Here is a 22,235-nt window from a genome sequence, read left to right on the forward strand (position 1 = left end):
GCTCACTGCCCGGAGACCTCGAAGCCCTGGTCCTTGGCGTAGGACACGATTCGCGACTGCCACTGGTCGGAGGCGGCCGACAGGTCGGTCCTGTCGGCGATGGCCTTGCCGACGGTGTCCACCCAGTCGGTGACCGACTGGTCGAGGAACGGCGGCCACTGGAAGTCGGTGTTGACGGTGGAGCTGACGCCCGCGAAGACCTCGTTGACCTGCTGGCCGCTGAAGAAGTCGTCCTTGAGGCCGGTGAACTCGGCGTCGGCCAGCAGGGCCTTGGTGGCCGGGAAGAAGTTCTGCTCGGTGTTGAACATCTTCGTGGTCTCGGGGTCGGTGTTGAGGAACTCGGCGAACTTGGCCGCCGCGATCGGGTTCTTGGTCCCGGCGATGACCGCGGTCGTCGACCCGCCCCAGTTGCCCGAGGCATTGTCGCCGGCGTTCCACTGCGGCAGCGGGGCCGCGCGCCATTTGCCGGCGGTCGCCTTGGCGCTGCCGGCCAGGAAGACCGGGCCCCAGGCGGCGGTGATCCAGGTGGCGTACCGGCCCTTGTTGAAGCCCTGGTACCAGGCGTCGGTGAAGTCGGACTCGGTGGCCAGCAGGCCGGCCTGGTCGAGCTTGCCCCAATAGCCGGCGAGCTTCTTGGAGACCTCGTCGTTGACGTTCAGGCCGACGGTGGTTCCGTTCAGCGAGTACGGCTTGGCGCCGGCCTGCCATTGCAGACCGTGCCAGACGCCGGGCTCGTTGGCGGACAGACAGGTGATGTACGTGTCGGGGGCCGCGGCGTGCAGCTTCTCGGCCGCCGCGGCGAAGTCGTCCCAGGTCTTGGGCACCGTGATGCCGTACTTGTCGAACAGGTCGGCCCGGTAGAGCATGCCCATCGGCCCGGTGTCCTGCGGATAGGCCCAGATCTCGCCGCCGGAGCCGGTGACCTGGCCCCATGTCCAGTCGACGAACTTGTCCTTGAGCGCCTCGGCGCCGTACGGCCGAAGATCCACCAGGCTCTTGGTCAGCGAGAACGTCGGGATGTACTGGAACTCCATCTGGGCCAGGTCGGGGGCGCCGGTGCCGGCCTTCAGGGCGGTGCGCAGCTTGGTGTACTCCGGGGTGCCCTGGCCGGCGTTGACCACGTTCACCTTGATCTGCGGGTACTTCTTGGTGAAGACCGCGACCTCCTTGGCGATGTCCGGCACCCAGGTCCAGAAGGTCAGCGTGGTCGGGGTCTGCATGGCCTTGTCGATGTCGGCCTGCGAGACGGGCTGGGTCGTCGTTTTCGCGTCGCCGTCGTCGCCGCTGCAAGCGGCGGTGAGGCCGGCGAGGGCGGTGGCGGACATCAGGGAGAGCAGTCGGCGGCGGGAGAGGGAACGCTCGTACATGGCCTGGCTCCTTGGATGTTAACGTTCACATCAATGGGCGAAGGTTTGTAGTGCCTTGCAGACAGGGGCTCTATGCGGTCGAGCCGCGGATGATGAGCTCGTAGCTGGTGGCCGGAACCGGCGCGGGCGGCGCCGACGGATCGGCCAGGTGCTCGACCAGGCGGTTGAGGCCGAGCACGGCGACGGTGGCGTTGTCGGGGCGCACGGTGGTCAGCCCCGGGGTCAGATAGGCCGCGACCGGGATGTCGTCGAAGCCCACCACGCTCACGTCCTGCGGCACCCGGCGGCCGGCCTCGGCCAGCGCCCGCATGAGGCCGATCGCCATGTCGTCGTTGGCGGCGAAGACGGCGGTGACGGCCGGATCGGCCGCCAGGTCACGCCCGGCGCGATAGCCGGACTCGGGCGTCCAGTCCCCCTCGACCGGCGGCGGCACGACCGCGCCGGCCCGCTCGAGGGACTGCCGCCAGGAGCGCTGCCGCTCCTGGGCCGCGTACCAGCGCAGCGGCCCGGCGATGTGGTGAACGGTGCGGTGGCCGAGCCCGAGCAGATGCTCGACCACGGTGTTGGCCGACTCGCTGCCCTCGTCCTCGTTGACGGTGAGCACCACCGGCGCCTCGACCGCGGGCGCCCGCCCGATGGTCAGCACCGGCACGTCGGCCCTGATCGGATCCTCGCGCTGGTCGATCGGCTCGGCCAGCACGATCGCGTCGACCCCCTCGGCGAGCAGGCTCTGCACGGCCCCGGCGATGGTCCCGCGATCGCCCTCGAAGGTGTTGACGATGCTCAGCGCGTACCCGGTGGGCCGGGCCGCCCGCTCCAGCGCCACCAGCAGGGTCGAGGGGCCGTAGAGCGCGGTGCCGAGCGAGACCACGCCGATGCGGTTGCTGCGCTCGAGCTTGAGCGCCCGGGCCGCCCGGTTGGGCCGGTATCCGAGCTCCCGCGCCGCCGCGAGCACCCGCTCGCGCACCTCGTCGCCGACATAGCGCTCGCCGCTGAAGACCCGCGAGACGGTCTTCTGCGACACCCCGGCCAGTTTGGCGACGTCGGTGCCACCCGGACGGCGGCCGCGGGCCGTGCTCTCGACACCGCTCACGTCGCCTCCCGGTCTCTGACTACGCAGTCACATCAGCCGCGTGGGTCGACTGTCTTCGTAGTCACACCAAAGGTCAATGCTTCGTTACCTTTTCGTGTCCTTATGTTTCGGCTGTGTGTCGCGCTCTTATCCGGCGACGGCCAGGAACTCCGAATAGAACAGGCCGAGGCCGACGGCCACCGAGATGCCGGCGATGATCCAGAAGCGGACCACGATGTTGACCTCGCTCCACCCGGCCAGCTCGAAGTGGTGATGCAACGGCACCATCCGGAAGACGCGCCGGCCGGTGGTCCGGTACGACACGATCTGGATCACCCAGGTGACCGTGATCAGGACGAAAAGGCCGCCGATCAGGATCGAGAGCAGGGTGGTGCGGGTGGCCACCGCGAGCCCGCCGATCAGGCCGCCGAGCCCGAGCGAGCCCACGTCACCCATGAAGATCCGGGCCGGGGACGTGTTCCACCACAGGAAGCCCACGCAGGCGGCGGCCGCCGCGGCCGCGATCATCGCGATCTCCAGCGGATCACGGACCTGGTAGCAGTAGTCGTTGGTGCGGGCGTAGTCGCTGTCACCGCACCAGTGCCGGTACTGCCAGAAGCCGATCAGGGCGTACGCCCCCAGCACCAAAATGGAAGCCCCGGTGGCCAGGCCGTCGAGGCCGTCGGTCAGGTTCACGCCGTTCGACATCGCGGTGATCACGAAGACGAAGACCATCACCGAGCCGACCTTGCCGACGTCGAGCCAGCTGATGTCCCGGATGAACGAGATGTGCTCGCTGGCCACGGTCTGCCCGTTGGTGCTGGCGAAGTAGAGCGCGACGACGCCGAACCCGGTGCCGACGAGCGCCTGGCCGAGCAGCTTGCCCTTGGCCGAGAGCCCGTCGGAGTTGCGCCGCCGCACCTTGAGCAGGTCGTCGAGGAACCCGACGACACCGCAGAAGACGAACAGCCCGAGCAGGACCAGCGCCGTCATGGTCGGCCGTTCCTGGGCGATCTGCCGGTCCGGCAGCGTGGTCAGGGCGAAATGCCCGGCCACGTACGCGAAGACGGTGGCCACGATGATCGTGACACCGCCCATCGTGGGCGTGCCCTTCTTGCCGGCGTTGCTGGCCAGCCCGAGGCCGCCGCGGATCGGCTGCCCCGCCTTCAGGGCGGTGAAGACCCGGATCGCGATCGGGGTGGCGAACAGCGAGATGAGGAACGCGACCGCCGCCGCGATGATGACGGCCCTCACGAACGGGAGTCCTTGACGAGATCAACGGTCACAGGGCACGAGCTTGCCATCCGGGGGCAAGCCCGTCCAAACGTCAGCCGAGCTCCTCGAAAAGCGTGACATGCAGGTCACCCGGCGCATCCAGGCGCGAGTTCAACGACCGCCACGGCGTCTCGGTGGGCGGCGCGACGACGTCGGCGCCGGCTTCAACCGATTGGGCCGTACGCCCGGCAACGTCATCAACTTCGAAAGCGATCCGGAACCGCGGCGCGACCGTCCGCCCCACCTCGACCGCGTCCACGTAACGGTGGTGCGCCGGATTGGCCAGTTCCAGGGTGGCCCGCCCGGCGTCGAGAATCATGACCCGCTCATCCCCGTCCCCACTGAAGGCGGCCTCCTCCCCCAGCCCTAGCGTGTCGCGAAAGTACGCCACAGCAGCGTCGAAGTCCTCCACCTCGACGATCAGCCGCATCTGCCGAACACCGCTTCGCCGCTCCGCTTTCTCGTCAGTCATGACGCCACTTTCACGCTTTCAGGGGCCGGAGGCAACGCAGGGACGGGGTGCGCCGCGAGGTGATCCTGCAGCTCCCGGTGCCGGAATTGATAGCTGACGCCCGCGACCCGCAACAGGCCGGCTCGCCGGCATTGGTCGAGAAATTGTTCGAGCCGCAGCGGAAGATGATGGCGGTTCCAGCGGCGCGTGCACAGCAGGAGGGCCGCGTACCGGCTGCTCGCGAATCCGCACTGCCCGAAGAACGTGACGGTCGCCGCGAACGCGATCGCCACAGCACCAGGAGGCCGACTCACGAGAGCGGCGCAGAATCCGGCCAGCAATCCGTTCGTCAGCCCGGCGACCAGACCGAACACCAGGTCGCCGCGGAGGACCGAGCGCGGATTCGCCGCCGTGATGTCGTTGTCGTCACCGAGTCCGACCGCGACGACGCCGATCGGCATCCCCGCCGCGGCGCCCAGCAACGCCCCGACCGATGCGCCCATGACCAGGCCGTTGACGCTGCCTCCGTATCCAGCTGCGACGGCGCCCACGAGCCCGCAGCCGAAACCGCCCACGGATCCGGCCTTGATCCCCGACAACAACCCGGAGGACAAACGGCGCCGGCCGGACCGGCTGCGCACCCGGACAGCTCGCAGTCGTCGCGGGGATCCCCGCACCGCCACCCACGGCAGGAAGATGGCCCAAGCCGAACCACTCACCTGAATCACCACGATGGCCGTGAGGTACTGAGCGCGGTCGGCATGCGCGTGAGCGACCATCGTCGGCAGCGCGACGGCCCAGCTCGCGGCGATGAGCGCGGCCAGAACCGAGCGGGGCAGCCAGGTGCCGGCCAACGGCCACAACTCGTGCAGCGTGATGTCCGTGCCGGACAGCCGGCGTCCGCCCAGCGAACGGCCGTCGCGGTTGTTGTCCGCCAAGAAACCGGCGAGCACGGCCAGCCACTGGTGCGCTCGGGGGCCGACCGTCTGGAGCGCGGTGGGCAGGAACAACGTGAGCAGGTGGTCACGTACCTTCTCCGCGGTGTCCAGCGCGGGGTCGGTCAGCTCGGCCGGGTCGTGCGGCCAACTGCCGTCCGGATCACGCTGCTCATAGACGGCGGTGGCGAGGGTCAGGCGCCACGGTGTGGCCAGGCCGGCTGCCAATCGACCGCGGGGATCGGCGTCGAGACGGTCCAGCACGCCCTGCCATCTATGCGGAGCCATGGTGCGGTCGCTGATGAAGTCGCGGGCCTGCCGGCCGGTGAGTGGCAGGATTTCGACCCGGGCCGCGCCGGTCAGCGCGTTGTGATCGTCGATCAACGCCTGGTACTGGCTGCTCCGGCAGGTGACGATCACCGGCGCGCCGGCGTTGAACCGCTGATATCCGTTGAGCGCCCGGACCGCCAGACCGGCCCGCGACGCGTAGCCGGGCTGGTCGGTGCCGTCCAGCTCGTCGAGTCCGTCGACGATGAGCAGGACCAGGCCCGCGTCGACCAGCGCCTCGGCGGATCGCGCCGGGAAGTCGTAGACCGCGACGAGATATTCGATCAGATGGCGCCGCACCTCGTGCCCGTCGACGTTCCACGAGGTCGCCGGCATGCGCACCGGCACCGCGGCGGACGGCTCCCGATTCTTCAGCACCATCATGATGAACTCGATGGCCAGGAGCGTCTTGCCCGCGCCGGGAGCTCCGGTGATCACCATCCGCCCGGTGGGCAACTGCCGGAACGACGTCGCGATATCGCTCAGCTGTCCACTCCGGGCCGTCCGGCCGGACTTGCGCCGGGCCGGGCGGGGCGGGGTGTACGAGAACCGCACGTCGATCACTCGTTCCGGATCGCCGAGCAGTTGCCGGCGCGCCGCCTGTTCCTGTGTCAGAACCGCCTGGGCCAGCCGGTCGGCCAGCATGGTGAGGTCGACCTGGTTCCGGCGCCGGTCACGGATCGCCAGAGTCAGCGCGAGCACCAGGGTGGCGGATCCGAAGATCAGACCCACCGGATCGACGTCACCGAACTTCCAGTCGACCATGTCCCACGGGTGCAGCGCCCAGAGCAACATCACGGCACCAGCGACAACCGCCCACCACAACCGGCGTCCGCTCACGCCGACATGATGGCGAACTGGTGCAACCCTCAGATGACTATCGGTCGGCGTCGAGGGTGGCCACTCGGCGCTTGCCGGCGGTCAGGCGGTAGCTCGCGTCGAGGAGTTCGGCTATCTCGGCCCAGTCGGTTCGCGGGGTCAGGTCGATGCCCACCCAGCCGGACGGGCCCAGATACGCCGGTACGTACGTGTCCGGGTTTTCGAGCAGGGCCTCGCGTTCTCCGGGCTCCGTCCGGACGATCAGGGAGTGCGGGTGGGTGACGTACTCACCATCGATCTTTATCGATCCGCCGTAATAGGCGAAGACCTTCGTGGTGTAGAAGGCGGGATGGCCGTGTGAGACCTTCTCGGCGGCGTCGGGGAAGGCGAGCGCCACCGCTCGGATGCGGGCCAGCAGCGGGTCCGCGTCGTCGAACATGATGGGATGCGCCATCTTGACAGTTGAGCACAGGTCGGGCCTTTGGGCGATCCAGCCGTTAAGATCTCAGACTCGGGCGACGGCGAGGGCGGGCCTAGGAGGCGGGTGTTGACCAGCATCGAGGACCTGTCGTCGCAACTGTCCGACGCTCTGGCCCAGCTCGAGGGCCTGCGGACGTTGCACGAGGTCAGCAAGGCGGTGCACGCCAGTCTCGACCTGACCCGCACGATGGACGCGGTGGTGCACGGCGTCACCAAGGCCTCCGGGTTCGAGGTCGCCGTGGTCAACCTGCTTCAGCTCGACGGTGATTTCGCCGTCGTGTCGGTCGAGGGCGACGAGGAGATCCGCCGGGAGCTGCTCGGCACGACCTCCACGCTGGAGCAGTGGCAGGAGCTGTTCGGCAAGGGCGAGCAGTGGGGGTCGCTGTTCTTCATCGACCACAAGCACGAGATGCCCGAGACGATGACGGTGTGGACGCCGGACATCCCGGTGCCCGACGAGCCCGAGGGGTGGCATCCGGAGGACTGCCTGTTCGCGCCGCTGTCCGCACCCGACGGGGAGCTCGTCGGGGTGCTCAGCGTGGACCTTCCGCGTGACGGGCGACGGCCGGGGCTCGTACAGAGGGAAATGCTGGAGCTCTTCGCCCAGCACGCGGCGATCGCCGTGCAGCATGCGCGGCTTCACCACGAGCTGGAGGAGAAAAGGGCGCAGCTGCATCACGCGGCCACCCACGATCCGCTGACCGGGCTGGCCAACCGGACGCTGCTGCGGATGTTCACCGAGGAGATCCGCGGGGACGAGATGGGCGTCCTCGTGATCGACCTCGACGATTTCAAGGCCATCAACGATCTGGGCGGGCACGACAGCGGCGACCTGGTGCTGCGGGTGCTGGCCGAGCGGATGCGCAAGATCGTGCGCCCGGGTGACCTGCTCGCCCGTACGGGCGGAGACGAATTCGTCGTCGTGGTGACGGGCGAAGACGTGGCGTCGGCGCTGAACAATCTGGCCGACCGCATGCACGTCGCGCTGGCCGCACCCGTCGAGACCCGGATCGGGCCCCGGCGGGTGGGCGCCAGCATCGGTCACGCCTTCGGTTCCGGCGACTTCGCCCAGTTGTCGGCCGCGGCGGACGCGGACATGTACCGGACGAAGCAGCGGCACCGCCGGGTGACTAGCGCCAACTATCGTTGACGGTCAGCGCGCAGGCCGAGCCGGTGTTGATGACCCGGTTGCCGCCGCTCTCCCACGTGACGGCCGAGCCGTTCTTCTTGACGTACTTGTACTCGACGCTGGTGTTCGGCGGCAGGTTCACCGTGCCCCGCCACACCGGGTAGGTCGCCGAGGAGAGCGCGACCCCGCCGCTCGTGTTCCAGTTGCTCAACTCGTTGCGGTTGCCCAGGACGAACACGTTCTCTCCCCACACCGTGGTGGCGCTGGCGGCGAAAGTGACGGCGACTGTCGTGCAAGAACCGCCACCGGATGTCCGTGCGTTGACGTGCAGGGCCAGCATGCCGTTGGCCGGCACGGTCGCGGTGAACTGGCCGCTCGCGTCGACCGTGTAGGCGGTTCCCGAGCACGTCGTGCCGCTGACGTCGCCGTTCGCGACGTCGCAGTAGGTGCCCGCCGGCAGCGACGTCTGGAAGGTCCGGCTCAGCGAGCCGCCACGGTTGAAGACGGCGTACGCCGCCGCGCCGCGCCCGAACGCGATCTGGTTGCCGCCGTTCGACCACCAGTTCGTCACCGACGTGCCCGCGGCCGCGTTGTGGAAGCCGACCAGGTTGGCCGTGGTCCGCGTACGGTGTTCGCAGGCCCAGCCGTTTCCGCAGCTCACCGCCGTGGTCGTGCCGTTCGACGAGGCCGGCGGGCCCGCCTCCGGGTTGCTGAAGGTGAAGCTGCTCATCACCGACGGCGTGCCGTACGGATAGGCGAGCATGAAAGCCTCGGACAGCGCGTAGTTGGTGCCGTCCTTGTAGGTCAGCTTGGCCCGCCCGTTGCGCTGCGTGTCGTGGTTGTCGATGAAGGCGACCGCGTCGCCGCTGCCCAGCAGCATCTGGCCGGGAAGGTTTTGCAGATTTTGCAGGTTGCCGTCACGGAACGCGTTGCCGACCACGTCGCCGTAGCGGAACTCGGTCACGTCGCCGATACCCGTGTACTCCGACGGGCTGGGCTCGCCGGCGCCGCCCTCGATGGTCTCCTGGAAGATGTACGGGGTGCCGTTGAGCTGACCGTAGATCGCCTGGAGGTCGGCCACCGGCACGTGCTTGGCCGCGTCGACGCGGAAACCGTCAACACCGAGCGAGATCAGGTCATTGAGGTACGCGACCAGCTTGCCCCGCACATAACTGGACTCCGTCTTGAGATCGGAGAGATCCACCAGCTCGCAGTTCTGGATCTCCCACCGGTCGCCCCAGTTGGCGATGTCGTCGGTGCCGTTGCGCCCGCAGTGGTGGAAGTCGTCGTTTCCGTACGGAACCGCCGGATAGCCGTAGTGGCTGTAGGTCGAGCCGGCCGTTCCGGTGCCGGTCGAGGCGCCACCGGCCATGTGGTTGAGGATGGCGTCGACGTAGATCTTCACACCGGCCGCGTGGCACGTGCTGACCATGTTGGCGAACGCGGCCCGGTCGCCGCGCCGGGACACGAGCTGGTAGCTGACCGGCTGATAGTCCTGCCACCACGGATAGCCCGAGCCGGGCAGGACCACGTGTTCCTGCGGGGGCGACACCTGCACGCCGCCGAAGCCCTTGGGCCCGAGCACATTGGTGCACTCGGACGCGATCGACGCCCACGGCCATTCGAAGAGGTGCACGATGACGTCGCGCGGGCCGGGATTGGCGTCCGCCTTCGCGTCGGCGTGTTGCGGCCGCCCCGCGACCAGCACGCTCACGAGGAGGGCGAGCAGCGCGACGACGGAGAAACTTCGTTTCACTGGTTGTCCTTTCATTTCAGATAGGCGCCGGTCGTGCCGACCTTGCCGGGGGCCGGGTTGCCGGGCAGCGAGAGCACGAAGACGCGCGCGTTTCCCTTGCCGCCGGCATCGGCGGTCAGACTTCCGTTGGTGACGTTCCGGGACTCGCCGGTCACGGCATCGACATAGGTTCCATTGGGTACGCCGGTGAAAGTGGCCGCACCCGACACCGTGACCAGGGCGAAGCTGTCCACGGCGCCCGAGGTGTACCGGCGCTTGAACGCCATGCCACCGCTGACGCCCTCGGTCGAGTACTGGCCCATCTGGAGCGCCGGGATCGCGCGCCGGATCTGGTTGAGCCGCTGCACATGCTTGGCCAAGGGCTTCGACAGGGTGGTGGCGACCTGGCCGCTGGCGTTGCTCACCACGCCGAAGTCGGAGGCGGTCACCGAGCCGGCCACGTGGTCGCCGTAGTAGGCGCGCCCGGTCGTGGCCAGCGGGCAGGTCGGGCCGCAGTCGATGCGCTGGCCGGCCTGGAATTCGATCTCGGAGCCGTAGTACAGCGTCGGGATGCCGCGGAAGGTCCACATCAGCGCCATGTTCTCGGCCCACGCGTCGGTGCCGCCGGCATAGCGGGTCGACGACTTGTTGGGCCCGTAGTCGTGCGAGTCGACGTAGACCGTGTTGTAGGTCGCGTCGTTCACCGAGTCGTCGGAGTCCTTGCCGTTCCAGAAGGCGTTGGCAGCGTCCCCGAAGTTCATGTGCATGCGCATGTCGATGATGTTCATGCCGGAGAACCGGCTGTGGTCCGGAGCGTGATAGAGGTTGCCGTTCAGGAAGGCGTTGCTGCTGGTGGGCTGATTGCCGGTGCCCTGCTGCTGCTCATAGTCGAATTGCTCGAGGGCGGCCTGCGTGTCGTCGGCGCTGTAGTCGCGGCGCTCCTTCCAGGTGAAGAACTGGGCCGAGTGGTTCACCGAGCCGCGGTTCCACTTGTCGTTCACGAAAGCCGCGACCTCACCGAAGACGTAGAAGTCCTGGGCGCGCTCCGAGCCGTACTTGGAAAGCAGTTTGCTCTGGATCGCCGGAAGGAAGCGCCGGTTCCAGGTGAGGCGCGGGATGTGCACGGCGGTGTCGATCCGGAAACCGTCGACGCCCATGTCGATGTAGCGGTTGTAGACGTCGATCAGGAAGTTCTGCACCGTCGTGTTCTCGGTGTTCAGGTCGGCCAGGTCGTCGGCGAGCCAGCAGGAGCGCGCGTCCTCGCCCTCCCAGTTCCCGATCCAGCACTGGTGATAGAGACTGGCCGGGAACATGCCCGAGGTCGGTGACGGCCATTGGCAGTGGTGAATCGTGTAGCCCTCGGGGCTCTTCTGGCCGGTGGGCGTTCCCCAATCGCGGCAGGTGTTGCCGGTGGGTTCGGCGGTCTCCCACAGGTCACCGTTGTACGGGCGCCCGTTGGTCTCCTCGAGCGGGTCGTACGCCTTGCCGTCCTGTTTGGTGCTGTAGAGCCAATCCCATTGGCCGTCCTTCGCGCCCCAGACCTTCGGAACGAAGAGGTTCTTGGCGCCCCATCGGGACGTGTGGTTGTAGACGACGTCCTGGTAGATCTTGAGGCCCTTGGTGTGCGCTTTGTCGATGAGCTCCTGATAGGTCGCGCCGGGCGATTCGAGGCGCGGGTCGACCCGGTAGAAGTCCCAGCCGTGATAGCCGTGGAAGTCGTAATCGGACCGGTTGGTGACCACCGGGGTGATCCAGATGGCGGAGAAGCCGAGGCCCTTGATGTAGTCGAGCTTGTCGATGAGGCCCTGGAAATCGCCCCGGAACATCGGGTCGTTGTTGGCGGCGTTGCCCGACGTCACATGCTGGCTGCCGCCGCGATTGTTGGACGTGTAGCCGTCGGCGAACCGCGCGGTCATGACGAAGTAGATGCTGTCCTTGCGGGGGTCGCCGCCGAGCATCTGCCCCGTCGTGGCCGGTGGCGTGGTCGGGGGTGGCGTGGTCGGGGGTGGCGTGGTGGGACTTTCACCGCAAGGACTTGCATTGCTGACGGCGCCGCCGGTGATGGTGACCGTGCCGACGCCGGTGCTGTAGTTGCGGCCGCTGTTGTTGTCCCAGGTGCCCTGGCCGTTGTTGAAAGTGATCTGCAAGCCGGTGGCGCCGCCGACATCGAGGTCCTTGCGGTACCAGCCGGCGCACTCGGCCGCGCCCATCTCCACGCCCGGAACGGCCGTCCAGGCGCCGCCGTTCGGGGCGTAGTGGATGTTGACTGTGCTCCAGGCCGCGGACGGCTTGTAGTAGACCGCGGCGGTGGCCGCCGCTGCCGCTTCTTGCGGTGCCACCAGCAACGGGGCAAGCAGGATCGTGACCAACCATCGGGGCATGGCTTTCCGATCTTTCGATTGAGGGACGTGACTCCTTTTCGGCCCTCCACCTGCGGGGGAAGCGGTGACAGAGCCGTAATCCGGTGTTCACATTGGAACGGACGCTAGCAAGAGTTTGCAGTGATTGGAAGAGTTTTCCGGCATGTTGCAAGTTGGTGCGGCCCGTTACGATGCGGCGATGACCATGGCGGCGCGCACCCCACTCCGCGACCGGAATCTCGGCTGGACCGTCGCCGGCGCGCAGCTCGCCTACGCCGCCTGGTACGCGCTGTGCGCGTTTCTCACGCTGCGCCACGCCGCTTCGTTCGCCGGCCATTGGTACCTGCCGTCACGCGACGACGTGTACACCGCCGAGGCCGACATCTGGGCCGGCTGGCCGTGGGCCACGTGGATCTCGCTGACCGCTCCGATGGCGCCCGTGGTGGCCGGCCTCAGCCTGATCGTCTCCGCGGCCATGTTGGTGACCGGTTACGCCCGCGGTCACCGCGCCCTGTTCATCACCCTGATCGCCGGCGCCGTGGCCGCCCTGCTGACGATCACCGTGTCGTTGACCCCAGCAGCCCAGCAGGTCACCGGCTGGCTGATGGACTGACCGTCAGCGACCCGAAGCCGGCCGCCGCGGTCACATCGAGCCCCGGCCCTTGCCCGGCCGTCAGGGTGGTGTCCCGGGCGATGCCTTGCTGACGCCGCCCGTAGAGGGTGACCTCGCCGGCTCCGGACCGCGCCACGACCCGCACGGGCACTTCACCCTCGGTGGCGATGCTCCAGTCGCGCACGCCACCGGACATCCGAACCGGCAACACCCGATCCCCACCCGGCAACGTCAGCCGTACGGTGTCCGCACCCCCACCGAGATCAACCTCGCGCACGGTGCCGCCGCCCAGCTCGAACGTCGCGACCCGCACGCCCGCACTCATCCGGATGGTCCAGTCGATCCGAGCGTCGAGCACCACGTCGACCCTGCCCGCCCCGGTAGCGTCGGCCGCGTCGGCGGTGAGCCGGACGGTGCTTCCCTCCACGGCAACCGCCGGGACGAGGCCACTTCCGGCCGGGCTGCTGACCTGGGCAGGCCCGTCACCCGGACGGCCCAGCGCCAGGTTCAGCTCGCCGACACTGCTCGCAAGGTCGAACGTGCCCGCCGCGAAGGCCGGAACTACATCGTCCGCCGAACCACCTTCGGGCGCCGGGCCTCCCTCGCCCGCCGGTCGACCTTCACCCACCGGACCACCCTCACCCGGGCCGCCTTGAGCCGGGCCTTTGTTGCCCGCCGGGCCGCCTTGAGCCGGGCCTTTGTTGCCCGCCGGGCCTCCCTCAGCCGCGGGCCCGCCGGCGGCCGACGGTGCACCCGATGGCGAGGAACCGATCGAGGCGGCCGCGGCGACCGCGCCGACACCAAGGAGGATGACGGCGCCGAGGAGCGCGACCACCGCCTTCGGCCGGCCGCGGCGCCGCGCGACCGGTATCGCCGCCGCCCCTCCCAGCCCGAGATTCGGCCCCGCGTCCAGAGTGGCCCGACCCGGCGGTGGGACCGCCGGGAACTCTTCGGTCGGCGGCTCGTCGTCGATCGCCGTGTCCGGTTCTTCCCGGTAGGCGTACCCGGCCGCCCCCGACAACAACGGATAGCTGTCGGTCGGACCGTCCATCGTCGTCTCCTCGCTGCGGCCAACGGCGTCGCCCGGGGATACGGACCACGCCGGCCCTCCGGTTCAGAGATCGGCGATCCGCTTCCGCCGGCCCGCGTTCCCGCCCATCGCGAGGCGGCGTCATGACCGCGCAGCACCCGCGGCTCGAAGCCGGCGTCATGACCGTGCGCGACCCGCGGCTCGAAGCCGGTCAGGCTATCCGCCGGGCCGCTCCATGTCGCGCTGGTACCAGGTGCCCTCCTTGCCTCCGAGGTGGGCCGGGTCGGCCGGGCCCACCGGGACGAATCCGGCCTTGGCCAGCACCTTCCGGGAGGCCACGTTCCGGTCGGCGGTCGCCGCTCGCAGCGTGCGCAGGCCGAGCTCGGCTGCGGCCACCTGGCACAGTTCGCGAACGGTCGCGGTGGCCACGCCCCGGCCGGCGACCTCCTGGGCGACCCGGTAGCCGAGGACCGCGCCGCCGTCCTCGATGTCGTACAGGTTGAACCGGCCCAGCACCGGGCCGTCCTCCGCGACGAGCACGTAGTACGCGCACTCGCCCGTCTCCTGCTCGGCCAGCAGAGCGCCGTATCCCTCGGCGAACCGTTCGAAGTAGTCGTCGCCGCGGTCGGAGATCGACGTCGCGAAGTAGGCGCGGTTCGCCAGCTCGAAGGCCAGAACCGCCGGGGCGTGATCGGCGTGGAGCCGTTTCAGCTCGGGCATCACCCGACCTTAGCGATGCGGCGCGAAGACCTGTGACTCGTCGCGGAACGACTTGAACTCCAGGGCGTTGCCCGCCGGGTCGCGGAAGAACATGGTCCACTGCTCGCCGGGCTGCCCCGGGAAACGCAGGTAGGGCTCGATCAGGAACTCCGTTCCGGCGTCGCGCAGCCGCTCGGCCAGGGCGTGGAACTCGTCGGCCCCCAGCAGCAGCCCGAAATGCGGGATGGGCACCTCGTGCGCGTCGACCTCGCTGTCGCCGGCCGGCCGGACCGGGCCGGGCACCACGTGGGTGACCAGCTGATGGCCGTGCAGGTTCCAGTCGACCCAGTGGTCGGACGACCGCCCTTCCGGCAGACCGAGCACCGTGCCGTAGAAGGCGCGGGCCGCGGCCAGATCATCGACGGGGATCGCCAGGTGCACGGCGGGCCGGGGGGTCATGCGATCTGAGTCTTCCACAACTCACCCGGCCGCGGCGGTCGACAGGATCTCGGTGACGACTCGCGCGGCCGCGTCGGGCCGGCCGTGCGCGGCGGCGGCTTGCGCCATTTCATTTCGGCGGTACGGATCGGAGAGCAGCCCGGCCAGAACGGCGAACAGATTGTCCGGGTTGGCCTGGTCGCCGTCGAGCGTGGCGGCGGCGCCCGCCTCGGCGAGGTGGCGGGCGGTGACACGCTGCTCGTCGCCCGCGGAGTACGGGTACGGGATGAGCACGCTGGCCTTGCCGAGCGCGGTGAGCTCGGCGACGGTCCCGGCCCCGCTGCGGGCGACGACGACCGCGGCCGCCGCGAGCAGGTCGGGCAGCTCGTCGTGGATGAAGTCGACGACCCGGTAGCGGTGGGCCATCCAGTCGGGCAGCCCGGCCGCCACCTGCCGCATCTCGTCGAGCCCGTGGCTGCCGCACTGGTGCACGACCTGGCAGTGCTCCAGCAGCCGGGGCAGCGCTCCGGTGAGCATCTGATTGACCTGCCGGGCCCCGGTCGCGCCACCGGTCACGAGGACCAGAGGCAGGGCCGGGTCGAGCCCGTACGCCGCAATTCCTTTGCCGGGGTTTCCATTGAGCACCGCGGGGCGAATGGGATTGCCGGTGACGGCCGCGCGGCTGCGAGCACGGGCGGGCAGATGTTCGAGGGACGCCTCGTGGCTGAGCAGCACCCGCGCGGCGACCCGGGCCAGCAGCCGGTTGGCCAGTCCGAGGCTCAGCGTCTGCTCGTGCATGACCAGGGGCACCCGGAACAGGGCCGCCGCCAGCCCGATCGGCACCGACACGAACCCGCCCGTGCTGAACACCACGGACGGCCGCATCCGGGCCACGGTCAGCGCCGCCTGCACGATCCCGAGCGGAATCCGGAACAGGTCGACGAAGTTGCGGGCCAGATCCCGAGGGCTGAACGAGCGCCGCACCTTACCGGTGGTGACAGCCTTGAAGGGAATTTCATTCCGTACGGCGATCTTCGCCTCCAGCCCGTCCGCAACACCGACCCAGAGCAGCTCAGGCGCGGTACCCGTCTCGGCAAGCCGAGCTTGAAGCGCGTTGACCGTGGTCAGTGCCGGATAGGTGTGCCCACCCGTACCTCCACCAGTAACGATCATGCGGAACGAGTGCAGCCGCTGGGTGCTGTAGAGGGACATGCCTGAACCACTCCGAAGATCGCAAAACCGGCCGAGATCGCAGCAGTCTATCGATGCCCCAGAAATGGATCATCGCTACGCCCAGCCGACCCACCCCGGACGCGAGATCACCCCCACACCCCCAGCAACCGAACGCTGACACACGGTCACCGCCGCACATCAGGCGACGAGACATCAAGCGAGGCCACGGCGACCTGACGGACGAGATCCACCACCACCAGGCAGCGGCCCGAACGACGCCGATCACCCCGTTTCGCCTTCCCGGCGAGCCGGTCCGCCAGAGCCGCCCCACCGATTCGACGTCGCAACCTCAACGCGAGACCGACCCGCAGGATCGATGGCGCGGCCGGCGCGGAATTGGCCCCGCCGGGCGATGTCGTGGCCAGCGCGGAATAGCCCGCAGGGCGATGTCCTGGCCGGCGCAGAACCAGACCCGCGGATCGATGGCATGACCTTCACGCGAAACCGGGCCGCCCGCCGGGTAGATGGCATGGTCCTCGCGCGGAACTCGGGCCGCCCGCCGGGTAGATGGCATGGTCGTCACGCGAAACCGGGCCGCCCGCCGGGTAGATGGCATGGTCCTCGCGCGGAACTCGGGCCGCCCGCCGGGTAGATGGCACGGTCGTCACGCGAAACCGGGCCGCCCGCCGAGCTGAGTGGTGTGGCCTTCGCGCGGGACCGGGCCGCCCCCGAGTTGACGGCGGCGCCTTCGCCCGGAACCAGGCCGCCCCCAAGTAGACGGCGTGACCTCCGCCCGGAACCAGGCCGCCCCCCAAGTTAACGGCGGCGCCTTCGCCCGGAACCAGGCCGCCCCCAAGTAGACGGCGTGACCTCCGCCCGGAACCAGGCCGCCCCCCAAGTTAACGGCGGCGCCTTCGCGCGAAGCCAGGCCGCCGCCAAGTTGACGGCGGCGCCTTCTCGCGAAGCCAGGCCGCCCACCGAGTCGATGACGTGGCTTCGTGCGAAACCGGGGCGCCCGCAAGATCGAACTCGTGGTCTCAGCGCGGAGCCGGGCCGGCCGCGAACATGGCGTCCGCTCGGGTCAGGGCGGCGTTGAGCACCCGGCCGGCCGCGCGGAGATCGTCTTCGGGCAGGTCGCCGAACAGTTCGTCCGCGATCTGCGTGGTCGCGGCCCGGATCCGCTGCCATAGGGCCCGGCCCTCGGCAGTCGCCTCGACGGCGATCGGGTCGACCAGGCCCAGCGAGGCGAGCGCGCCGAGCTCACGGCGGGCCCCGGGCTCGTCGACCTTGAGGGCCTCCCGGATCGCGGCGATGTCGCCGGGGCTGACGACGGCCAGGGTGAGCGCGACCCACTGGGGCTCGGTGACGCCGGTGCCGGCGAGTTCGCGGGCCAGGAGGGCGTTGAGCGATTTCTCCGTACGCCCGATGAGCTGCGGGCCGAAAGCAATGGTCATGGCTACCTCCGATATCCGTTAGTGCCACTAACGTTAGTCCCACTAACGGTCTGTGTAAACTGGCCGGCGTGAACGAACGGCTGGAGAATCTGACGACGCGGGCGCTGTCGCTGGCCGCCATGCGCTCGGACCGGATGGTGAACGAACGGCTGGCCGCGGCCGACTCCCGCAAGTGGCACTACGCGGTGCTGGCCACGCTCGACGAGAACGGCCCAGCCAGCCAGGCCGAGCTGAGCCGCGCCACCGGCATCTACCGCAGCGACATCGTCGCCGTGGTCAACGAACTGGCCGACCGCCAGTTCATCGAGCGCTCCCCCGACCCCGGCGACCGCCGCCGCAACGTGGTCACCCTGACCACGGCCGGCCGCCGCAAGCTGGTCCGGCTCGACCTGCTTCTCCGCAGCGTCCAGGACGAGGTCTTCGCCGCGCTGACCCGAGCCGAACGCGATCAGTTAGTGGCACTACTGGCCAAGATAGGCGGCCCGGACAGCCGAGAGAGCTGAAGAAGGCCAACCAGGACCGCCCGGGCTCGGTCGAGAAGGCCCGCCTCCCGGCTGAGAGGAAAGGCCCGCCGCGAGCGCCCAGCTCGCAGGGAACGCCCGCCACCAGCGCCCCGCTCGGGAAAGTGAGCGCCTGGACATGGGCCGTGAAGGGTGAGTTATCGGTCGCCGATGCCGGCACGTGGGCCATCGCGCCGGCCGCCGGCAACGCCCACCGCGGCCTGGTCGTCGGGTCGGCGGTCGATGCGCAAGTCCTGCTCCAAGGAGGCGATCAGCTCGCGCAAGTCGTCCAAGCGCTGGCTCACCAGGATCCGGTCGATCTCGTCGGGGACGCCGTCGCGGTCGTCGTCGCGGCCCAGGGATGACGTCATCTCCAGGCGGCGGGCCTCCTCCATCGAGTTCACGATGACCGCGATGAGGATGTTCAGCAGCAGATTGACCGTGATCAGGACGTAGCTGATGTAGTAGACCAGCGTCCACGGCGACACCGCCAAGCCGTCCTCGATCAAGCCGGGCAGGGTCTCCAGCGACAGCAGCACGAACAACGTCAGCACCGCGCGGCCGATCGTGCCGTACTCGTCGGGGTAGGTTGTTCCGAAGATCAGCCAGCCTGCCATGCCGTACACGTAAAACGTCACCAATGCCAGCGCCAGAAAGCCGCCCACCCCCGGCAAGCTGCGCAGCAGCGCCGCCACGATGGTCCGCAGGCCGGGCGAGAAACGCACGAGCCGGACCACCCGGGCGATCCGGATGACGCGCAGCGCGGCCGAGTCGCCGTGCAGGCCGGGGATGAAGACCGCGGCGATCACCACGAAGTCGAAGATGTTCCAGCCGTGCCGCCAGAAGTCGCGGCCCGACGCCGTGATCCGGATGGCGATCTCCGCGACGAAGACCATTCGGAAGAACCACTCCAAGCCGTGCAGCCAGGGCCTCAGGTAGCTGGGGTACGGGTAGGTCTCGACGCACAGGAGCAAGGCGTTGAGCCCGATCATGATGACAATGAAGATCTCGAATGCTCGGGACGAGGCGATGCGGGCGGCACGGGACTTCATCCGGTGCAGGGTACGGTGCTGATCACACATCGTGGCGGGCGAGGCCGGTCCGTGATTGGGTCTATCGCGTGAGCGACGAAACCGCCAGCACGCCCTGGAGGGGGCGGGTAGCGACCCCGCTGCGCCAGTTCCTGCGCACCGAGGCCGGCAGCGCCGGTGTGCTCCTGGCCGCCATCGCCGTCGCGCTCATCTGGGCCAATGTCGCCGACGGCAGCTACGAGCGGTTCTGGTCGACCGACCTGAGCATCGACCTCGGCGGCGACGGCATCCATCTGACCCTGCGCGAGTGGGTCAACAGCGGTCTCATGACGATCTTCTTCCTGGTCGTCGGGCTGGAGGCGCGGCGCGAGTTCGACCTGGGCGACCTGCGGGACCGGCGGCGGTTCATCCTGCCCGCCGCGGCCGGCGTCACCGGCATGCTGTTGCCGGTCGGCATCTTCCTGGCTTTCAACGCCGGTGAGGACACCGCCGGTGGCTGGGGTGTCGCCATGTCCACCGACACCGCGCTGGCCCTGGGCCTGCTCGCGCTCGTCGGGCGCAACGTGCCCGTACAGGCGCGGTTGTTCCTCGTGACCGTCTCGGTGGTCGACGACGTGGTCGCGCTGATCGTCATCGCGGTCGCCTACACCGAGGAGATCCGGTGGATGCCGCTGGCGTTCGCGGCCCTCTTCTACGCGCTCACCTTCGCGCTGGTCAGACTCAAAATCAGGAGCGGTTTCGCGTACGTCCCGTTCGGTGTGGCCTTCTGGGTCGCCATGCTCGAAAGCGGCATCGACCCGGTGGTGTCCGGTCTGATCCTTGGCCTGACCGCGGCCGCGTACACCCCGGCCCGGGAGGCACTGCAGGAAGCCAGCGACCTTTTCCGCTCCTTCCGCGAGCAGCCCACGCCGGAACTGGCCCGCTATGCGCGGTTCGGGCTGGTCAGCACGCTGTCCTGGAACGACCGGCTCCAGCGCACCTGGTCGGGCTGGACCAACTATCTGATCGTGCCGCTGTTCGGCCTGGCCAACGCCGGCATCGCGATCGACGCGGGCTTCCTCGGGCGCGCGCTCACCTCGCCGGTCACGCTGGGCGTCATCGTGGCGTACGTGGTGGGCAAGCCGGTCGCCATCACCGGCGTGTCGGCGCTGATCACGTGGGTGACCAAGGGCCGGGTGCGCCCCACGGTCGGCTGGTCGTCGGTGCTGGGCACCGGCACCATCGCCGGTATCGGCTTCACCGTGTCGTTCCTGATCGCCAACCTGGCCTTCGAGGGCGACGACCTGGCCGAGGCCAAGCTGGGCGTGCTGCTGGCCGGGGTGGGCTCGACGCTGGTCACCTGGCTGGTCTTCCGGATCACCAGCATGCAGGCGCGGCCGCGCCGGGCGGTGCTGCTGCTCGGCGACTCCGACGACATCATCGACCTGATCCCCGAGGTCGATCCGGAGCGCGACCACATCCGGGGCCCGGCCGGCGCGAGCGTCACGCTGGTCGAGTACGGCGACTTCCAGTGCCCGTACTGCGGCCAGGCCGAGCCGATCGTGCGGGAGCTGATGACCGACGACGATCTGCGGTACGTGTGGCGTCATCTGCCGCTGACCGACGTACACCCGCAGGCGCAGCTCGCGGCCCAGGCGGCCGAGGCCGCCGGGTTGCAGGGCAAGTTCTGGGAGATGCACGACCTGCTGCTGAGCCGCCAGGACCATCTGCGCATCGCCGATCTCATCGGATACGCGGGTGAGCTCGGCCTCGACCAGGACCGCTTCCACGACGACATGATGCGCGACACCTGCACCGACCGGATCACCGCCGACGTCGAGTCGGCCGACCTCAGCGGCGTGGCCGGCACTCCGACGTTCTTCGTCAACGGCCAGAGGCACTACGGGTCGTACGACGTGGCGACGCTCGAGAAGGCGATCAAGCTGGCCCGGGTGCGGGCGAAGATCGCGTCGAAGCGGTCAGCTGTCTGACCACGTCGACGAAGAAGTCGATGTCGGCCTCGGTGGTACGCCAGTTGACGATCGCCGGGCGCAGGGCCACCCTGCCCCCGTAGACGGTCGTGCCGGCGTACACCCGCCCATCCGCGATGATCGCGGCGCCGAGCGCGCGGTTGAGAGCGTCGTCGCCGACGGCCCGGAAGCAGACGATCGACAGCTGCACCTCGGCCAGCAGTTCCAGCTCCGGCGCCTCGTCGATCTTGCGGCCCAGATATCGGGCGAGATCGAGGTGGCGCTCGACCATCGCGCGGTAGCCGTCCCGGCCGTACGCGGCCAGGGACGCCCAGATCGGCAACGACCGCGCCCGCCGCGACGACTCCGGCCCCAGCAGGGCGAAGCCGCTGTTCGGATCGCCCGGCCCCGGCAGATAGGGCGCTCCCGGCATACCGAAGGCCGCACCCAGCCGTGCGGGCTCCTTGAGCAAGGCAAAGCCGCTTTCGTACGGCACGTTGAGCCACTTGTGCCCGTCAGCCGCTATCGAATCGGCCCGCTCGATGCCCCGTACAAGATGATCGGTCCGGGGAGACAGCGCCGCGAACAAACCGAAAGCCCCGTCCACGTGCAGCCAGGCCCCGTGCTCCTCGGCCAGCTCGGCGAGCTCGGCGATCGGGTCGAAGTCGCCCGCGTTGACCTCACCGGCGTTGGCGATCAGCACGGCCGGCCCGTCGATCTCGCCGAGCCGCCGCCGGATCGCCGGCAGATCGGCCCGCCCCACCGCGTCCGCCGCGTAGACCTCGACCGAGTCACGGCCGTGCCCGAGCATCTGCAACGCCTTGCGGGCGCTGGCGTGAACGTAGCCACCGGAGAGGACCGGCATGCGCGGCAGCCCTGTCAGCCCGTCGCGGGCCACGTCGGCGCCGTGCTTGCCGGCCCACCAGTGGGTGGCGCAGGCGAGCGACGTGAAGTTGGCGAAGGTGGCGCTGGCGACCAGGGCCCCGCCCCACGAGGCGGGCAGGTTGAACAGGTCGCGCAGCCACCCGATGGCGACCGTCTCGACCTCGTGCGCGAACGGCGACGACACCCGCGAGAACGAGTTCTGGTCGAGCAGCGAGGCCGTCCAGTCGGCGGCCAGCGCGGCCGGCGTCACTCCCCCGGTCACGAAGTGGAAGAAGCGCGGCCCGGACGAGGCGGTCGCGGTGGCCGTCCCGATGCGCAGCAGCCGCTCGGTGACGGCGTCGGCGCCCGGCCCGGTGTCGGGCAGGACACCGTCGAGCTCGGCGAGCATCTTCAGGGCGGCCACGTCCTGCACGGGCCGTCCGCCGAGCGAGCCGAGATAGTCGTCGGCGGCGGCCCGCACCCGGTCGAGCGAGGCGGCGAGACCGGGGTCGTCCAGCGGATCAGCCATGCCTT

The 22,235-nt window shown here is 69.3% G+C and carries 19 protein-coding genes; 4 read left to right on the plus strand and 15 right to left on the minus strand.

The window, feature by feature from the left end; genetic code table 11:
• Positions 1-2: 2 nt before the first annotated feature.
• From ACFY36_RS32225 to ACFY36_RS32250, 6 genes are all read right to left on the minus strand, one after another.
• Positions 3-1,367: an extracellular solute-binding protein gene (locus tag ACFY36_RS32225; RefSeq protein ID WP_499749679.1), complete on the minus strand. Its 1,365-nt coding sequence runs from the start codon at positions 1,365-1,367 to the stop codon at positions 3-5.
• 70 nt (positions 1,368-1,437) lie between these two features.
• Complete coding sequence (locus ACFY36_RS32230; protein WP_499749680.1) at positions 1,438-2,460, minus strand: LacI family DNA-binding transcriptional regulator; 1,023 nt, start codon at positions 2,458-2,460, stop codon at positions 1,438-1,440.
• A gap of 126 nt (positions 2,461-2,586) precedes the next feature.
• On the minus strand, positions 2,587-3,693 hold the full coding sequence (gene mraY / locus ACFY36_RS32235) for a phospho-N-acetylmuramoyl-pentapeptide-transferase (RefSeq protein ID WP_499749681.1): 1,107 nt from the start codon (positions 3,691-3,693) through the stop codon (positions 2,587-2,589).
• Positions 3,694-3,766: 73 nt separating this feature from the next.
• A complete protein-coding gene (locus ACFY36_RS32240) occupies positions 3,767-4,186 on the minus strand; it encodes a VOC family protein (protein ID WP_499749682.1) in 420 nt (139 codons plus the stop codon).
• The gene (locus tag ACFY36_RS32245) at positions 4,183-6,267 is read right to left on the minus strand and encodes an NACHT domain-containing protein (protein WP_499749683.1); all 2,085 of its coding nucleotides are present in this window, start codon (positions 6,265-6,267) and stop codon (positions 4,183-4,185) included. The genes ACFY36_RS32240 and ACFY36_RS32245 overlap by 4 nt, the downstream gene beginning before the upstream one ends.
• A 37-nt stretch (positions 6,268-6,304) precedes the next feature.
• The gene (locus ACFY36_RS32250) at positions 6,305-6,700 is read right to left on the minus strand and encodes an MmcQ/YjbR family DNA-binding protein (protein WP_499749684.1); all 396 of its coding nucleotides are present in this window, start codon (positions 6,698-6,700) and stop codon (positions 6,305-6,307) included.
• Positions 6,701-6,793: 93 nt separating this feature from the next.
• On the opposite strand from ACFY36_RS32250, the gene ACFY36_RS32255 reads away from it, so the two are divergent.
• Positions 6,794-7,876 carry a sensor domain-containing diguanylate cyclase gene (locus ACFY36_RS32255; RefSeq protein ID WP_499749685.1) on the plus strand — a complete coding sequence of 361 codons (1,083 nt, stop codon included), beginning with the start codon at positions 6,794-6,796 and terminating at the stop codon, positions 7,874-7,876.
• On the opposite strand, the gene ACFY36_RS32260 is transcribed toward ACFY36_RS32255, so the two are convergent.
• Together ACFY36_RS32260 and ACFY36_RS32265 are read right to left on the minus strand one after the other, a co-directional pair.
• On the minus strand, positions 7,857-9,611 hold the full coding sequence (locus tag ACFY36_RS32260) for a carbohydrate-binding module family 20 domain-containing protein (protein WP_499749686.1): 1,755 nt from the start codon (positions 9,609-9,611) through the stop codon (positions 7,857-7,859). The two genes, ACFY36_RS32255 and ACFY36_RS32260, sit on opposite strands and share 20 nt — an antisense overlap.
• 11 nt (positions 9,612-9,622) lie before the next feature.
• On the minus strand, positions 9,623-11,971 hold the full coding sequence (locus ACFY36_RS32265; RefSeq protein WP_499749687.1) for an alpha-amylase family glycosyl hydrolase: 2,349 nt from the start codon (positions 11,969-11,971) through the stop codon (positions 9,623-9,625).
• A gap of 178 nt (positions 11,972-12,149) precedes the next feature.
• Between ACFY36_RS32265 and ACFY36_RS32270 the strand changes: the two genes are divergently transcribed.
• Entirely contained in the window at positions 12,150-12,563 is a 414-nt protein-coding gene (locus ACFY36_RS32270; RefSeq protein ID WP_499749688.1) for a hypothetical protein, read from the plus strand.
• Here ACFY36_RS32270 and ACFY36_RS32275 read toward each other — a convergent pair.
• From ACFY36_RS32275 to ACFY36_RS32295, 5 genes are all read right to left on the minus strand, one after another.
• Positions 12,541-13,614 carry a hypothetical protein gene (locus ACFY36_RS32275; RefSeq protein WP_499749689.1) on the minus strand — a complete coding sequence of 358 codons (1,074 nt, stop codon included), beginning with the start codon at positions 13,612-13,614 and terminating at the stop codon, positions 12,541-12,543. The two genes, ACFY36_RS32270 and ACFY36_RS32275, sit on opposite strands and share 23 nt — an antisense overlap.
• Before the next feature lie 195 nt (positions 13,615-13,809).
• The gene (locus ACFY36_RS32280; protein WP_499749690.1) at positions 13,810-14,313 is read right to left on the minus strand and encodes a GNAT family N-acetyltransferase; all 504 of its coding nucleotides are present in this window, start codon (positions 14,311-14,313) and stop codon (positions 13,810-13,812) included.
• A 9-nt stretch (positions 14,314-14,322) separates the two neighbouring features.
• Positions 14,323-14,751 (minus strand): VOC family protein, encoded by a 429-nt coding sequence (locus tag ACFY36_RS32285; protein ID WP_499749691.1) that lies wholly within the window; start codon positions 14,749-14,751, stop codon positions 14,323-14,325.
• Between the two features lie 21 nt (positions 14,752-14,772).
• Positions 14,773-15,942, minus strand: a complete 1,170-nt coding sequence (locus ACFY36_RS32290; protein WP_499749692.1) for a UDP-N-acetylglucosamine--N-acetylmuramyl-(pentapeptide) pyrophosphoryl-undecaprenol N-acetylglucosamine transferase — start codon at positions 15,940-15,942, stop codon at positions 14,773-14,775.
• Positions 15,943-16,940: 998 nt separating this feature from the next.
• Positions 16,941-17,357 carry a MarR family winged helix-turn-helix transcriptional regulator gene (locus ACFY36_RS32295; protein ID WP_499749693.1) on the minus strand — a complete coding sequence of 139 codons (417 nt, stop codon included), beginning with the start codon at positions 17,355-17,357 and terminating at the stop codon, positions 16,941-16,943.
• Positions 17,358-17,425: 68 nt separating this feature from the next.
• On the opposite strand from ACFY36_RS32295, the gene ACFY36_RS32300 reads away from it, so the two are divergent.
• Positions 17,426-17,860: a MarR family winged helix-turn-helix transcriptional regulator gene (locus ACFY36_RS32300; RefSeq protein ID WP_499749694.1), complete on the plus strand. Its 435-nt coding sequence runs from the start codon at positions 17,426-17,428 to the stop codon at positions 17,858-17,860.
• 155 nt (positions 17,861-18,015) lie between these two features.
• Here ACFY36_RS32300 and ACFY36_RS32305 read toward each other — a convergent pair whose 3' ends face one another.
• Positions 18,016-18,909, minus strand: a complete 894-nt coding sequence (locus ACFY36_RS32305) for an ion transporter (RefSeq protein WP_499749695.1) — start codon at positions 18,907-18,909, stop codon at positions 18,016-18,018.
• A 68-nt stretch (positions 18,910-18,977) separates the two neighbouring features.
• Between ACFY36_RS32305 and ACFY36_RS32310 the strand changes: the two genes are divergently transcribed.
• The gene (locus ACFY36_RS32310) at positions 18,978-20,858 is read left to right on the plus strand and encodes a Na+/H+ antiporter NhaA (RefSeq protein ID WP_499749696.1); all 1,881 of its coding nucleotides are present in this window, start codon (positions 18,978-18,980) and stop codon (positions 20,856-20,858) included.
• Here the strand turns inward: ACFY36_RS32310 and ACFY36_RS32315 are convergent.
• Positions 20,806-22,230 carry a pyridoxal phosphate-dependent decarboxylase family protein gene (locus tag ACFY36_RS32315; RefSeq protein ID WP_499749697.1) on the minus strand — a complete coding sequence of 475 codons (1,425 nt, stop codon included), beginning with the start codon at positions 22,228-22,230 and terminating at the stop codon, positions 20,806-20,808. The genes ACFY36_RS32310 and ACFY36_RS32315 overlap by 53 nt on opposite strands.
• Positions 22,231-22,235: the final 5 nt, after the last annotated feature.

It is taken from the genome of Actinoplanes sp. NPDC000266, assembly GCF_042899005.1.
Classification (GTDB): Bacteria; Actinomycetota; Actinomycetes; order Mycobacteriales; family Micromonosporaceae; genus Actinoplanes.